Here is a 14,285-nt window from a genome sequence, read left to right as displayed (position 1 = left end):
TTCGAAGGGAGATCCTGGACGGGCTTACACCGACACGCCTTGATGACCATGATCGCCTACGCCTTCCTCCAATCCCGCCGCCTTAAAGCAGCGGGACGAAAAAAAAAGAATCGCGGGACCACCGCCACAGCCGAGCATGCCGGCCGTCAGGCAAGCCATCCTCGAGCTCTTCGCTCAGCCTCCACCCCGGCGATGCCCGCACTGTGAGAAACTCCTCGTCGACCCAGGCAAAACTAAACTGCCAGAGTAGTGGTAGTATCTGCGCCAAGTCTCCACTTTTTCCTGTGCATCCGCAAGGCTGAGGAACCAATGGGCGTTGAGGCATTCGGCCCGGAAGCGCCCATTGAAGGCTTCGATGAACGCGTTGTCGGTTGGCCTGCCGGGCCGTGAGAAGTCCAGTGTGACGCCGCGCTGATAGGCCCAAAGGTCAAGATCGCGCGACACAAACTCGCTGCCTTGATCGACGCGGATCGTCGCCGGGAATCCCACTTCATTGCAAACCCTTTCCAATACCGCCACGACGTCGGTGCCGCGGAAGGTGAACCGCGGCACCAGCGCCGGCGAGAAGCGGGAGAAGATGTCAATGACCGTGAGAACCCGGAGCTTGCCGCCGGTCGCTAGCTGATCATGCACAAAGTCCATCGCCCAGGTCTCGTTCGATCGCGTCGCCGGCCTGCGATCATCGCGCAGCTTGGCCTTGACCCGGCGCTTGGGCGATTTGTTGCGCAATTGCAGGCCCAATTCGCGCTAGATCCGACGGGTCTTGTTCTGGCCGTGCAGGCCTCCCGGCCCGCGGAATGCGATCGCCTTTCCTAAGAGGACGGCGATTTTTACTTTTCAATCTCGTCCCGCATCAGTTCGAACAGGTTCCGCACGTCGCTTAGCCCCATCTTCTTGTCGCCCTACCGGAAGTACGAATTAAACCCAACTGGTCCGAAGCAATTTCGTCGCGCTTCCGTTCGGAGGTCGCCCGAAAGTAGGCCCGCATGTCCGCCAGAAACGCGCGTGGCACTTCGAGGGGCTTGCGGGCGATCATCATGGTCGAGTCCAATGGTGATCGAATTCTGCTGACCAAGTTCATCAAAGATACCGCCCTTGATCTGATGACTGCGCTACAATTTCACCTAGATATCGCAGATTTCTCTCTCGCTCACCCACGCAAATGAGCGCTTTACGTGGGAAGAACCTGCTAACTGGGATCCGCCGGTGAAAGCGCGGCCAATAGGGAGTTCTCCATGGCAGGTGGGAAAACGGGTACTGCTATGAGCATGCTCGCCAATCGCGCATTTGCCAAGATGAACGGCATCGGCAACGAGATTGTTGTCATCGACATGCGCGATTCCGCTGCCCCGCTGACGTCCGACGATGTGCGCCTGGTGGGGTCTGTGTGCGGCGTTCCCTACGACCAGCTGATGGTGCTTCACAAACCGCGGTTGGCGGGCACCGAAGCCTTCGTCCGCATCTACAATAATGACGGCTCTGAAGCCGGCGCTTGCGGCAACGGCATGCGTTGCGTGGTGCGGCGCATCTTCGAGGAGACCAGCCAGACCGCGGCGACGTTCGAGACGCGCGCCGGCCTCCTCTATTGCTGGCAGGGCCCGGCAACGGATCTCTACACCGTCGACATGGGTACGCCAAAATTCGGCTGGCAGGACATTCCGCTGGCGGAAGAGTTCCGCGACACCCGCCACATCGAATTGCAACAGCTCGTGGTCAAGCGCTTTGAAATTGTCTTATGCAACGTCGTGAAGGTCGCCGAGGGACAATGGATTCCAGCCCCGTGAGATTTGACCGCCCCGCCGAATTTATAAGAACCGGCGGAAAACGCATGTTGCGTAGTGGCGCGCTGTTCGCGGTAGCGTGGCTCCCAGCCTTGTGGGGCGGGGCTTCTAGGGCGTTAGAGGCACACATGTCGTTATCGTGGCCAAGCAGAAATCCTCCGTTCGCTCAGAGCATTGCCGTTCGTGAGCCAATGCAGACATTCGGCGAGCGCGCGGTGCGGAAATTCGCCTGGGTTGTGTCTGTCTCCTCGAACGGCATGGAGATGCTGCGGGCGCGGCTGGATCGCCATCACAAGCAAATGTCTCGATGCTCGGTCGTGCTGCTGTCGAAATGGCATATCGCCCGTCAATGTTTCGAAACGAAGAATGAGACCTTCTGGCTCGTTGCCCCTGGTATCGGGGTCACCATGTTAATGGCCACGATAGTATTTCTGATTGGGAGGTAAGGTCACTTATCTCGGTCCTTTCTGCCGGCGTTGCTTGTGGCACTGCTCTCATCCGCGCCCCGGGAATCATGAGGGCGCGGTCTGATCTGATCGCTTCGGCCCAAAATGCGCTCCGAGCGTTGGATGCAGCTGATCGCGGATCAACGGCGAAGCTGGTAGCGCGCCGCCCACTGCAAACATCTGTGGAAAACCGGGCGACAGGCATCAAAGCGTAAAACCCCATTCGAACTCCGACGTTGAGCGATCGCTCGTGCATCCCGCCCGAGCTATCAGTTTGAAGAGCTGCTATGCGCAAAGTTGTGAAGCTTCCCGCTGCAACGACATCGTCGTTCAACACCACTCGTCCCCCACAAACGTCAAGGGCGCTTCCTCTTTTTCATCACCTCACACAGCGCCTCAAGACGAGCCGATGGCGGCCATCACGGCTCCTGAGCGGACAGCAGCGCAGCACCAGTCGTTGTTGCATTTTGTCGGTCAAGGCGACTGGTCGGACCAGCAAGTGTTGGCCAAGGTCCGTGAGTTAGTGCTGCCGAGCATCGAACGCCACGGAGAGATCGAAGCTTGGATCATCGATAAAACTTGGGGGCAAGGTCATCCGGGGCAATCGCGACGTCGATATGCGGCAGACGGGCCCGAAGCGCACCACGGCTGGCCCGACGCCGTTCAGCGCGCTGGCGTGCGCCTACCGTGTCCTTCCGGTCCTGAGCCGCCTCGTCGCTGGCAATGGCCTGCTCGATGTCTTCGATCGCCAGCTGCAGCTGCTCAGGATCGAGCTTCTCCGAGCGGCGACCGAACTGCGCGCGTTGCAGCTGGCGCAAGAGATTCTGAAGGCGATCCATTTGCGACAGCGCCTGGTCGCGTTCGACGATCGCAGCGTCGCACTTTGCGATCGCCGCGTCGCGCTCCGCGCGTGCCGCCGCAACCAGCGCCTGCAGCGCCTCGATATCGGTCTGAAGCTAATCCGTAGTCTCGCTCACGCCCGATACTCAAGCCGATCTGGTAGGGGCAGTTGCCGGTCCGTCCGCTCATCGATGTATTGCTTGTAGGTGGGGTGATCGAAGAGGTGGAACACAAAAGTATGGTCCTGCCACTGCTCTGGTGCGCCAAAATTCCAAGACAGACCGTTTATCTTTGCGATTTTCCGCGCTGCGTGAGCATCGTTAAACTCCCGGATTGCCAGAAGTTCCCCAACCCATTCGCAGTGTATTTCATCAAGACCACTGGCGATATCGTCAAAGTGGCAGAACGTCCGTGGTAGAAAGTGGGATGCAGCCGAGTTGAAAAGGTTTAGTGCCAGTTTAGTACTTGTATAGAGGTCGAGGTCGAAAGATACAAAGCCGATAACAGGTGGCGAATAGCGTTCGATAAACGTCAGAACCGTCTCGCCGACGTTGCCAATTATAAGGGTAGCGCGTTTTAATTGAGGCTCCAATTTAGCCCTATCCATTTTGTAAAAACCGGCGCGCCAGACGTATGGCAGATCTCGGTAATCGTCAGAGGGTGGCAAGCCAGTTTCCAGATCGAAGCCGTAGAGTCGGAAGCGAACTCCCGTTTCAGCCTCAAGACTCTCGGCGACTTGTTCCATCAGCAGCAGTCCCTTACCGCCAGCGACGCCAAACTCGATAGCGGCGATTTCGGGAATTTGGAGTGCCTTTGCTTGCCTCGCGGCTTGCCTCATTCCGAAAAGATAATTCTGACGCATGTGTAGTCCTCGCCTCTGGGCATGTGCGGTCTTTGTGGCGGCTTCATCCTGCCACCCTGCCACCAAGCACCGTTTCTATTGTACTCAGATCGCCCCATCGGGAGACCTCTTAGTGTTGGTAGGTTCGCCTCCTCGAAGACGACACTGCGCGGATCCGCAAACCACTCCTTGAGCGATTTCCAGTAGGCCTTCCGCGTCTTCAGAGCCACGACGATCAGCAGGACAGGGGCCTTGCCTTTGGTCCAGTATTCGATGTCAGCGTCGGCGCACGCGAATTCGAACGTTTTCTCGATCTCCACCTGCAGGCGTTCGCGCTCGGTGGCCTTGTCCTGGACCTGCTGGAGCAGGTTGCCGACCTCGCCCGTCCCGTCGTCACGCAACTCGATGAAGCCGTCGATCCCGCTTCGACGCCGCCGGTCGGATAGAACATGAAAGTACATGGCAACGATCCGAAATACTTTTGCACTTCGCGTACTTCGTGACCGAGTCTTAATCAAAGCCCAATTAGGCCAAAATCAGTCCGGTGACTGAATCTCCCTCTTCGTCCAAAACTTCGCACTCGCCTGCACTGAACGATTCGGAATATGCGCCCAACCATTCCTGGTAGGTGGCATCGCGGATCTTTTCGGGAATACAGATTGATCCAATGGTGGCCGGAATCGCTCCGGTCGCAGGCTAAACTACGCTGCATTCGGTTTGGCGGGTTCGAGCTGCAGCAGAAGACGAGCTTGACATCGAACTGACGAAGATTAGGGCCAAGGCGCGATGATGAAGAAAAAGACTGAAAGGCGCGTGCTTTGGTTCTGTCTCTGTCTAGTGCTGGCGTACCTGGGGGAACTGGCCGTCACGAGCGGCAGTGCCTGTGCGGACAAGATCACACTTATCGACAACGTCAAGTCAACTTGGCGAGCGCAGGACGGCGAGACTGTCGAGCAAATCATCGCCAATGTCTCGAAGGTGGCGCATTTCGTTCCGAGGAGATGGGGAGTCGCTCAAGCGAATGACGGCAGCGAGTACGTGTTCTTTTCGTGGGTCAAATGTCGGAACCAAAAGGCAGCCGAATATGCCATTACCTGGAAAGTTGCCTCCGATGGAACGCTCAAGGTTGAATCGCCCTATGCAAAGCCGATAGAATTGGGTTGGAAGGCATTCGCACTCTCGCTGATCGCCACCGAAGTCGCAGAAGGCGAACGCGCGGTGAACCTCCGCTTTCTGCATGATCCCGTCAACTTCAACTTTGTGATGACCGCTCAAGGCAGGTTGGGCGATCTTCTGCGGCACGGCCGGTGCACTATCAGCGATCCGGTCGGGCTCGACTACCTGCAAAAGACCGATGACAAAGATGCCGCAAAAAGCAATCTGTGGCGCATTCTGATCATGGTGAACTGCAATATTCCAGGGCCTATCTATCTGACCCGTGGCGGAGTCATCGTTTTCGAGAAGAGCGAAGGACAAACCTGGGAGCCGCGGTCGTTTTTTGCCAAGCGGATCGCCGCCTATCCTCCAGGCTCTTGGTTTGATCATGCGGACCCGGAAGATTAGGAAGCGCTAAAGGGGCCAAGGATATCTTGCAAGATGAACGCACGGACTAGCTTCGCCAGCGCGGGCCCTTGCGGGGGCGCTGATTTAAAATCGCAACCTATCCTGGTGGTGCCTCGCTGGTCCGTCGAGAGCATTGATCCAAGCTCCGATCACGGGGACGCGGCCGAGCCCGAGCGGATGATTGCCGGCTGCCTGCCGGTCCATCGCGCCCCTGGGGTCGCGCCGATGAAGAACTATTTCCGAGCGACCTTCGGTTGCCGTTGGCTGCAGCTGGCGCGACGGCTATCTCGTCACCGCAATGGAGTTAACGAGTCCTCGCGAAGAAGATGCTCAGCAAGAAATCACAACCGATTCCTTCGGCTCGAGATTTGGCCTACCCGTCGACCAGCCAGAGTGCTTAAGCTACGGCCGTTAAACCCATAGGGACGGTTTGCGGTCCAGGCGCCGTTCAGCCGCCCTTAAATCGAGGTATGAGGATAACGTTGATACCCCGCGGATTGTTAGGGGTCATCTCCCTCATCCCTCCAACCAACTGCGCCATGTAGGGATGACCGTGGATGTAAAAATCTGTCGTCGGCAGGACCGGCGTCGGGAAAGCGTCCACTCTATTCAGCACGCCGAGCAGGACATCCGGAGCCGGTTGAGGACGGTGATTCCAGCCCAAGCCGACGATGTGCGTGAAGTCATAATCTAGCCTCCTGGCGCGCACACCGAACGCCGGACGTGACAAATGCGGCGGGTCCAAATGGCTCGCACCGCCGGGTAGTTGAAATTCGGCCTTCCGTTTCGAACCGCTGAGCTGCCGCACATCGCGCGGGCTCTGTCCCCCAAGCTTCTCGGTCCGAATTTTCTCCAGCTCCGCAATGAAGTCCGCGGTCCATTGCGTGATGGGATAGGCTCGAAGCTTCGCCATCATGTCTTGCCAGCGCCAGATGCGGTCGGGCTGCGGCATCTTGATCGCCTTCGAAATCGTCTCGGACATACCTTCGACGTCGTTGGGATCGACGAGCAGTGCGGCATCGAGTTCCTTGGCCGCGCCAGCAAATTTCGACAGAACCAGCACGCCGGGATCGCGGGGATCCTGCGCGGCGACATATTCTTTCGCCACCAGATTCATCCCGTCACGCAGCGGCGTCACCACCCCAACACGTGAGGCGCGGTAGAGACCCGCGAGTACGGCCTGGCTGGCCGGCGTCGTCTCGTAGCGGATCGGTTTCCATCCGTCCGCGCCATGGCGCGCATTGACGTCTTCGACAAGAGACATAACATCGTTCTGATAGTCTCTGTAGCTCGGGATGCTGGATCGTGAGGAAGTGGCGATCTGCAACAGCGAGACACTGCGCGGCTCTTTTCCTAAAAGGCACCCGAAAGCCCGTACGCGATTGTCGAGACCCTTGGTGTAGTCGAGCCGGTCGACACCGACGGCAAGCTTCTCGCGATCGAGACCGTCCAATAGCGACGCGACATCGGCATTCGCGTCCGCGTCTGCAGCGTGCTGTGCAAATTTGTCTGTATCTATGCCTATCGGGAACACTTGGCACCTCGTCACGCCTCGACCAGGTGAGGTTACGACGCCATCTTCGCTGGGCGTGAGCTGGAGATCGGCAAGGACACAGGCAAGGAAATTCTGCCGGTCCTCGTCGGTCTGGAAGCCGATCACATCGTACGCAAGCATCAACTCGGTCAGTTCGCGATGATGCGGCACCAGCTGCACGTTGGGCGCCGGCCATGGCGTGTGCAGGAAGAAGCCGATTGGCCGGTCGACGCTCCGATCACGCAGCTCAGCGCCAAGCGAGAGAAAATGATAATCGTGCACCCAGAACGCGTCGCGGTCCCTGTAGTCGAACAGCGCGTCCGCCATGAAGGCGTTAATTTTGCGATAGCTCTCATAATCGCGATCCGAGAAGGAGATCTTGTCTGTCAGCGAATGTAATGCCGGCCATAGTGCCGAGTTGGCAAAGCCCTCATAATAGCGTCGATAATCCTCAGCAGGCAGATCGACCCTCACGAGCCTACCTCCGCCGAGTTCCGTGACGGACGGATTCTTATTTCGGCCAACCTCCGATAAGCGCGAGGGCCCTACCCAAATTGCTCCGGATTGTTGCACCATGGGAAGTAGCGCCGTCTCAAGCCCTCCTGTCTTGGGTTCATTGGCGTCGCCAGAGGCAACCCGATTAGACACGACAACGAGATTCACAAGTCATCCTTCCCCGTCTGATCTGCGGTTTACCCCGGGCCTTCGATCAACTTGAAGGTGATCGCCGATGTACGGCCTGACAACCCGACTGGACTCGACGGTGTCACGCGTGCGCCGCGGGGCGGTACCAAACACGGCGTGCAGGCTCGAACAACGACGCGCCACCGAGGCCCGCCCTGACCGGCAAGATAAATGTGCTCATTCCGCCGCTCGGTGCACCGACAGCTTCGTTTCGAGAGGGCAGCTTCCAAGGCCAACGAAGCACTGGTTTTTGGAAGACAGAATGGCTTGTACTTTTCGGCGGTAGCCGCACCCACCAAACTTGGTATGTGACACAAAGACGCGTTCGCATAGTGAGACTGAAAGTCCGTCACGCTTGAGAAATATTCGCAGAACGAAATTCGTTTCTCGGCAGGTTTCACGCCCGTTGTTATAAGGCCGCGCACGTTGGGGCTTTTGACCAAATGACGAGAACTCGGAGACGATCAGCCCACCATCTAAGGTTTCTAAGAAGGCCTGCCGGGCCCGCGCCTCGGTCCAAGATGCGCTTCGCTTCCTGTCCGCCTATGTAGAAGTCGATACAGGCGGCCGGGTTGCCGATTGCGCCGGCATAGGTGTGGGCAGGATTGCGTCTCCTTTTGGCGAGCGGCACGTGCATCTCTGCGAGCTTCGCTGGCACACGGCCAGAGAGCTCGGCATTGCCGGACCACAATGGATGATCCTCATGGCCTGGGAGGATCTCGAAGGCGATGGCATCCGGTCCATTGATGGCACGGCAGCTGCAAGAGCACGGCAACACCGGTGCGGCGATGCGGTCTCTCGCTGTTCCGGTTACCGCGGGTCCCCTCCTTCATCGAACTGAGGTCTAAGAGAGCGGCCGTTCACAGCTCTATCTATTAGAGCAATCTAAATATAATACTCGTTTAAATTGCGGGTGGTCACGTTTATAAGCAGCCAGCTCCGCTTCTGGAGCGATATGGAGTCGGCAATGTCTCAAGCAAACTGGAAATTGGCGAAATGGATCGGCGCGGCTTGCCTCGGGCTGCTACTGGCGGGACCGGCGAAGGCGCAACCCCTCTGGACCTGGACCAACCAATACGGCTCGACCCTAGCGGTCAACAGCTACAACCAGAGCACAGGCGCGATTTCCGGCACCTATACCAACAACGCGAGCAATAGCTGCGATGAAGGCGCGCCCCAGGCCATGACAGGCTGGCTCGCCCAGACCAATAACGGCATGGCGATCAGCTTTTCAGTCAACTTCGTAGGCTGCGGCTCGACTACCGTGTGGACCGGACAGCTCAATGCTGCGTCGGGCTTTCAGGGCCTTTGGCTGCTTTCGCTCGCCGAGCCGGTGGTATGGAATGGCATCAGTGCCGGGGCCGACACCTTCACTTTCGCTAGCGGCGACAAGTCGAAATTGTCGTCAGCTGGTGGCGAGGCGGCCAAGGGCGGCGCAGGCGAGAAGCTCTCGAACACGAAGAATCGTAAATGACATAACTAAACTGCGTGACGACGTTTCGAACAACGTCGTCACGCAGTCCATCTTTATTGCATGGCAAAGAGGCCCAGTGCAGTGCGCAACCTTACGGCGCCTCCGAAACCCCCGGCTCTCCATTTCGTCGGCTGCTGGCACACACGTCCCGAAGACGTCGCATCACCGTAGCAAGTCGATACGCGAAACGCCTTGGATTGCGTCCGGCGTTCGCGGCACGCCCTGGCCGGATTCGTCACGGTCATCGTGGACCTGCGTCTCTGCCCGGCTGGATGTTGCCGACCAGGTTCTGGCGGATGACATCTTGACGCCGTATGACCACAAGCATGCGGTGACCTATCTGGCGCATTCTTCACGGGAACGCGCAAGACCTGGGTGCATGCTTGATGGCCGTAGGCTCGCGGCCAGGGACGAAGTGAAGAAGCTGCGCAATGCGAACAGGTGGCCGTTGCGATTAGTGAGGGGAAGCCTTATCGAAGCAGCACGGGAGGCCCCGAAGCTCGGTCACCGATCGGACCATCCGAGATATTTCGGGACACAGCAACGCTTGGCGAGGCGTTGGAGGAATTGAAAGGCCACGGCTATATCGCGGAGGGGGAAATCGAAGAGGTGATCACCGACGAAGGTCGAGTGCTTCGACAGAAGCTGAAAATCAGACCGAGCGAAAGCCTCTTCTCCAAGTTATCAAAGCTAATAAACGTGAAGGTCGATATTTCGACCAAAGATATCTTCAAGCCCTAGATCAGAGGGCGCCATTGCGCGAGGCTCTTCCCATTACACTCAGGGGTGCCATCGTCATCAAACAATGGGAGGAGCTTCATCCATGCCGTGATTTGCGTCGTCCCCCTGTCGGCTGCGGCCCGGAGTTGTTCGGGCGTACGCCAAGTGGCGCGGGTGGAGCAACCGACGATCAGAACTCGCCGTGAGGCGGTAAGGGCGTGGACCTCCAGAAGTTCCATCGCGACCTAACTAAGGTCGGGGAACGCTTTCTACGCCGCCCTCATCTTGAGAACGAGGTCGCTAACGTCACTTTTGAGCCGCGCCGAATGTTGAGAGAGATGCAGCGCGGCATTGACGACCTGGTTCGAGGCCTCTTCAGTCTCTGTGGACGCCCGGGTGACAGTCGCAATTCTTCCGCTTACCTGGTCGACGCTGTCTGAGGCCTGTTGGACGTTCCGGGCAATGAGCGTGGTGGCGGTCCCCTGTTCTTCGACGGCCGAAGCGATGGCCGATGCGATGCCGCTGATCTTGTTGATTGTGACCGAAATGGCTTTGATGGCCTCGACCGCCTCACGAGAGGCGGACTGAACAGATCCGACTTGCACGGCGATTTCGTCCGTCGCTTTGCCGGTCTGACTTGCTAGAGCTTTCACCTCCTGAGCGACGACCGCGAACCCCTTGCCGGCTTCACCCGCCCGGGCCGCTTCTATCGTCGCGTTCAAGGCAAGCAGGTTGGTCTGGCTTGCGATAGCGTTTATCAGATTGACCACGTCGCCGATCTTCTGTGAAGCGGTCGCAAGCTCACTCATGATGCGGTCCACCCGGCCTGCTTCCGTGACTGCGGCCCGTGTGACCGCAGCGGAATCTTCAACCTGGCGACCAATTTCCCGTATGGCGGAAGACAATTCCGTCGCTGCAGAGGACATGGACTGGACGCTTACCGACGCCTGCTCGGAACAGAGTGCAACTGCCTTTGCTTCGCCTTCATTCTGCTCGGCCAAGGACGACAGAGAGCCCGCCGCGTGGTTGAGTTCGGCGGCCTGTGACGAGACCGCTTCGACAACTCCCATGACGCTCCTGTCAAGATCATCGGCCAGCGCATTTATCGTTCGCTTGCGCTCGTCACGCATCTCGACCAGGGCCGAGATGTCCTGCCAGGAACAGATGTTGATCTGCTTGCCCCTGCACGTGGCGGGCACCAGGCCGGCTCTGATCGGAACAGGAGTTCCATCCGTCCGGCGAAGCCACCATTCGAACGTCGCGCTTCCGTTTTTGGCGACGACGGCTGCGGTTTCCGCGAAGCACTGACCGACGCTCTTGCCATTGGGCTGGGGGTCGAGGGAGATGGCGCTCAATTGAAGGCCGACCATATCGCGCCCGCTCTTCAAGCCGAGAATTCGTGCCGCCGCGTCATTCGCGGTCAGGCAGCCCTGCTTGTCGAACACCGCTACCCCGTCCACGATGGTGGAAAAGGCACTGATCGCAAGACGATCCTCGTCCAAAGGGATATTGTCCCTCTTGTTCCAAAATCGTGCCCCGATGACTGCGACCGACGCCATCGCAAGGCCGAGCCAAAAGCCGGAAGATGACGGATCGCGATTGGCGATAGGCACCGCGCCGAGCGCTATCGCGGCAAGAAGCAAGTCCGCGCTCCGGAATAGCATGGTCATGACGTCCTCAATCGCCGGCATGAAGAGCATCCCCCTCTCCGGGACGAAGCTCCAATGGGCCACACGATCAAATTATTACAAATAGATATTAAATAATCGAGAATGTGCGTCGCCGTGGCGACGCCGGCCTTCCCCGCAACCGGGAATCTCGCGACGAAAGGCAAGAGTCAACATCGTCGGTGATGATTCGCCGATGATGGACGATAAGGATTGCTACGAACTGCCCTCAATCGATGCGAGCTATGCCTGCTTCATCAATGATCTTCGACCATTTCACGATCTCAGACCGGATGAGCGTTCGCATCTCCACGGGGGTGCTTCCGCGCGCTTCGCCACCGGTTGCGGTCTCAAGCGCCTTTTTAACGGCGCCTATGCGATCGAACTCGCGCAGCAGGTCTACGCCAGTTCGCTCTGGTTACAAAACGAGACATCGCCGACTTCTGTCACAAAGCTCAGCAGACATTATGTGACGAACTTTTGGATTCACGTGACTAGACTAGTTTGGCGGATATGGATACCGCGGCATCGTATTGCGCGGAAAGCTCGCGGTGATGCTCAATCACATCAAAAATCGAAGCTAATTCAGTCGCCATGGCGCATTTGCCCCAGGCCACATGACATCGGTACCAACCAATCCTGGTAGGTGCTTGCAGCACTTCTCCGCGATACTCCTTGCTCGCACCCTTGAGAATTGAGCCTCTCGGGGGACCAAGTTGGTCAGTCCAAGGACGAAGGCTGGCCACCGAAGTTTGCGGCGTGTGGTAGGGACAGCGCTTTCATGGTCCAACGCGAGCGCCGAGTCATCGCCGCCAACTTAACTGGCAGCGCGAGCGCGGTAGGGAAAGCGTCGATGTGCTTCCCGACGCCGAGTCCTGCTCGCGCTGCCTCCGGTCCACGCGTGCGCCGCGGAGCGGAGCAACACGATGCCGAGATTTATTGCCTCGTGCGATTTGAAAGAGACCAAACCAGACGCGCACGAAAACTTCGTCGTTAATGCTATCGAGCACGGATGGTCTCCATGGATTTTGGACCATAACGATGCGCTGTTTACTCTTCCGAACACTACCTTGCAGGGGTCGTTCGTCGATCTTACGCAAGCGGTCGCTGCTCTCAACGCAACAAGGGCGGAGACGGAAAAAGAGCTTGGGATCAAGGTCATAATGGAACAATGGTTGGTCGCCCGATACGAAGCCCAGCCAGACTTTGACTCCAACGAAAGAGAGCCAGCCAGACTTTGACTCCAAAGGCGGGCTTGGCATAGCGCGAGGCAATTGATCGAGCGGATCAAGACCGAAAAGGGCATAAACATAACGCAGACGGATAATCGCTACTATTGTGCTGTGAAAGGCGGCGTGAGAACTGTTTGTCATAAGTACTCGAAGGAAGCAGTCGCACTCCTCGAGAAAGTTCGAGATGGGAAGACGTATAAAACTCGCCCTCTGATGCATTATTTTCTTGATGATGAACCGTAAAGTTGATCGAGCGCAAGTTTTCTGCTCCGGCCAACCCAACGCCGACACGCTGGTCATTTCATGCGCGTCAACGATTTCGGCAGATCAGGGATCGTCTTCGGGTCGCTGAGTTCGGCAAGCGCGGTTGCGCGTTGAGCCTGCTTGGTCTTTAGGGCTTGTTCAGGAACTATCGCTGCGAACTGAGGTTTGCGGCCTGATGGTGTAGTTCCAGTCGCCGTGGAATTTATGGCGGAGGATGTTGATGGCGTCCATTTCGTCATCAGTGACTTTGATGCCTGCCGGATAGGTGTTGGGGTCGATCTCGGATTGCACCTTTAGGCCTGTATCGGTGGTCGTGGCGGCGATCAGTTGGACGATGGTTTGGTGGCTGCGAGTGGCTTGCCGTGCCAATTCTGTGTGATGAACGAGAACAGGCGATGCTCGATCTTGTTCCATTTGCTGGTGCCGGGCGGCGGATGGCAGACCGTGACGGCAATGCCGAGTTCATTGGCCAGGTTTTGCAGCTCGCGCTTCCAAAGGCGGACGCGGGCACCGTTGCTGCCGCCGCAATCGGCGGTGATCAGAAGTTTTGTCGCGTGCGGATAGCGCGCGCGCCCCATCGTCTGCCACCAGCGGCGAATGGAGTTGACCGCGAAGCTTGCCGTGTCTTTGTCGATGCCGACACTCACCCAGCCGGCATTGTCGGCAATGTTATAGACGCCGTAGGGCGCCGCTCGACCGCGCTCCGGGATGATGAAGTCGTGCACACGCACCGGCTCGGGCTGACCCTTCTGACGGTACTCGCGGCCGCCATTCTTGAAATCGCCGACCAGCTCCTTCTTCTTGGTATCGACCGAGATCGCCGGCTCCCTCCCGCGCGGCCAGGGCTTGCTTCACGTTTCTATTGATGTACCCAAACTGGGCATTGCGGTCGGGATGGTTCGCCCCCCCGCGGATCTTGCGGTTGGCTTGAAGGCTGTACCCCAGATCGCGCAAAAGATCGGCCACCACATTGTGACCAATACGATGGCCAAGCTCACGAAGCCCGGCGGCCAGGTTGCGCAGGCTCTTGGCGGTCCACAGCAGCGGCGCCGTCGGATCGCCGCGCGTCGCTGCATAGCGCAATTTGATCGCCGCATCGTCAATCACCCTGCGATTCTATATGAGCTGCGAGTCACCTTGGGAATCCCCCGAACGGAAAAATCCGATTCGGTAAATGATCAACGGGCCCTAAATGCCGTTTCAGAGAGAATGGTCTCGTCGTCTTGAGCCCCGCCCGCC

7 protein-coding genes and 7 pseudogenes are annotated in these 14,285 nt (G+C 58.1%); 7 read left to right on the top strand and 7 right to left on the bottom strand.

The annotated features are described in order from the left end of the window. Positions 1 to 207: pseudogene (locus YUU_RS61705) on the top strand (IS701 family transposase); the annotation flags it as partial. A 42-nt stretch (positions 208 to 249) separates the two neighbouring features. Here YUU_RS61705 and YUU_RS53215 read toward each other — a convergent pair. Further along, positions 250 to 747 (bottom strand): annotated as a pseudogene (locus tag YUU_RS53215) (DDE-type integrase/transposase/recombinase); the annotation flags it as partial. 515 nt (positions 748 to 1,262) lie between these two features. On the opposite strand from YUU_RS53215, the pseudogene YUU_RS53210 reads away from it, so the two are divergent. Together YUU_RS53210 and YUU_RS61700 are read left to right on the top strand one after the other, a co-directional pair. Beyond that, positions 1,263 to 1,703, top strand: a pseudogene (locus YUU_RS53210) (diaminopimelate epimerase); the annotation flags it as partial. A gap of 933 nt (positions 1,704 to 2,636) precedes the next feature. Then, positions 2,637 to 2,747, top strand: a pseudogene (locus YUU_RS61700) (hypothetical protein); the annotation flags it as partial. Positions 2,748 to 2,817: 70 nt separating this feature from the next. Here YUU_RS61700 and YUU_RS57290 read toward each other — a convergent pair. From YUU_RS57290 to YUU_RS0138610, 3 genes and pseudogenes are all read right to left on the bottom strand, one after another. Continuing rightward, a pseudogene (locus YUU_RS57290) lies at positions 2,818 to 3,171 on the bottom strand (transposase); the annotation flags it as partial. 29 nt (positions 3,172 to 3,200) lie between these two features. Beyond that, complete coding sequence (locus YUU_RS53200) at positions 3,201 to 3,929, bottom strand: hypothetical protein (protein ID WP_156944761.1); 729 nt, start codon at positions 3,927 to 3,929, stop codon at positions 3,201 to 3,203. After that, entirely contained in the window at positions 3,902 to 4,369 is a 468-nt protein-coding gene (locus tag YUU_RS0138610) for a DUF4365 domain-containing protein (RefSeq protein WP_027527094.1), read from the bottom strand. Before YUU_RS0138610 ends, YUU_RS53200 begins: the two co-directional genes overlap by 28 nt. Before the next feature lie 328 nt (positions 4,370 to 4,697). Here YUU_RS0138610 and YUU_RS0138605 point away from each other — a divergent pair, with 328 nt between their 5' ends. Beyond that, positions 4,698 to 5,471, top strand: a complete 774-nt coding sequence (locus tag YUU_RS0138605) for a nodulate formation efficiency C protein (protein WP_245288235.1) — start codon at positions 4,698 to 4,700, stop codon at positions 5,469 to 5,471. Positions 5,472 to 6,258: 787 nt separating this feature from the next. On the opposite strand, the pseudogene YUU_RS53195 reads toward YUU_RS0138605, so the two are convergent. After that, positions 6,259 to 7,668, bottom strand: a pseudogene (locus YUU_RS53195) (trehalose-6-phosphate synthase); the annotation flags it as partial. Between the two features lie 988 nt (positions 7,669 to 8,656). Here YUU_RS53195 and YUU_RS0138595 point away from each other — a divergent pair. Next, entirely contained in the window at positions 8,657 to 9,163 is a 507-nt protein-coding gene (locus YUU_RS0138595) for an avidin/streptavidin family protein (RefSeq protein WP_051390126.1), read from the top strand. Positions 9,164 to 9,604: 441 nt separating this feature from the next. After that, positions 9,605 to 9,904, top strand: coding sequence for a hypothetical protein (locus YUU_RS59360; protein ID WP_156944760.1), 300 nt, complete (start codon positions 9,605 to 9,607; stop codon positions 9,902 to 9,904). 248 nt (positions 9,905 to 10,152) lie between these two features. On the opposite strand, the gene YUU_RS53190 is transcribed toward YUU_RS59360, so the two are convergent. Continuing rightward, positions 10,153 to 11,583 (bottom strand): methyl-accepting chemotaxis protein, encoded by a 1,431-nt coding sequence (locus tag YUU_RS53190; protein ID WP_051390121.1) that lies wholly within the window; start codon positions 11,581 to 11,583, stop codon positions 10,153 to 10,155. Positions 11,584 to 12,476: 893 nt separating this feature from the next. On the opposite strand from YUU_RS53190, the gene YUU_RS53185 reads away from it, so the two are divergent. Next, positions 12,477 to 12,791 carry a hypothetical protein gene (locus YUU_RS53185; protein WP_156944758.1) on the top strand — a complete coding sequence of 105 codons (315 nt, stop codon included), beginning with the start codon at positions 12,477 to 12,479 and terminating at the stop codon, positions 12,789 to 12,791. A 393-nt stretch (positions 12,792 to 13,184) separates the two neighbouring features. Here the strand turns inward: YUU_RS53185 and YUU_RS57285 are convergent. After that, positions 13,185 to 14,114, bottom strand: a pseudogene (locus tag YUU_RS57285) (ISAzo13 family transposase); the annotation flags it as partial. Positions 14,115 to 14,285 lie beyond the last annotated feature (171 nt).

The sequence above is a fragment of the Bradyrhizobium sp. Ec3.3 genome (assembly GCF_000472925.1).
Classification (GTDB): Bacteria; Pseudomonadota; Alphaproteobacteria; order Rhizobiales; family Xanthobacteraceae; genus Bradyrhizobium.
Note: the sequence above shows the minus strand (reverse complement) of the source record. Positions and strands in the feature narration are given on the sequence as shown.

Bases quoted from the DNA above. Each gene is read 5' to 3' on its own strand.
- YUU_RS53200 (WP_156944761.1), bottom strand. From the start codon at position 3,929: ATGCGTCAGAATTATCTTTTCGGAATGAGGCAAGCCGCGAGGCAAGCA.
- YUU_RS0138610 (WP_027527094.1), bottom strand. From the start codon at position 4,369: ATGTACTTTCATGTTCTATCCGACCGGCGGCGTCGAAGCGGGATCGAC.
- YUU_RS0138605 (WP_245288235.1), top strand. From the start codon at position 4,698: ATGAAGAAAAAGACTGAAAGGCGCGTGCTTTGGTTCTGTCTCTGTCTA.
- YUU_RS0138595 (WP_051390126.1), top strand. From the start codon at position 8,657: ATGTCTCAAGCAAACTGGAAATTGGCGAAATGGATCGGCGCGGCTTGC.
- YUU_RS53190 (WP_051390121.1), bottom strand. From the start codon at position 11,583: ATGCTCTTCATGCCGGCGATTGAGGACGTCATGACCATGCTATTCCGG.
- YUU_RS53185 (WP_156944758.1), top strand. From the start codon at position 12,477: ATGCCGAGATTTATTGCCTCGTGCGATTTGAAAGAGACCAAACCAGAC.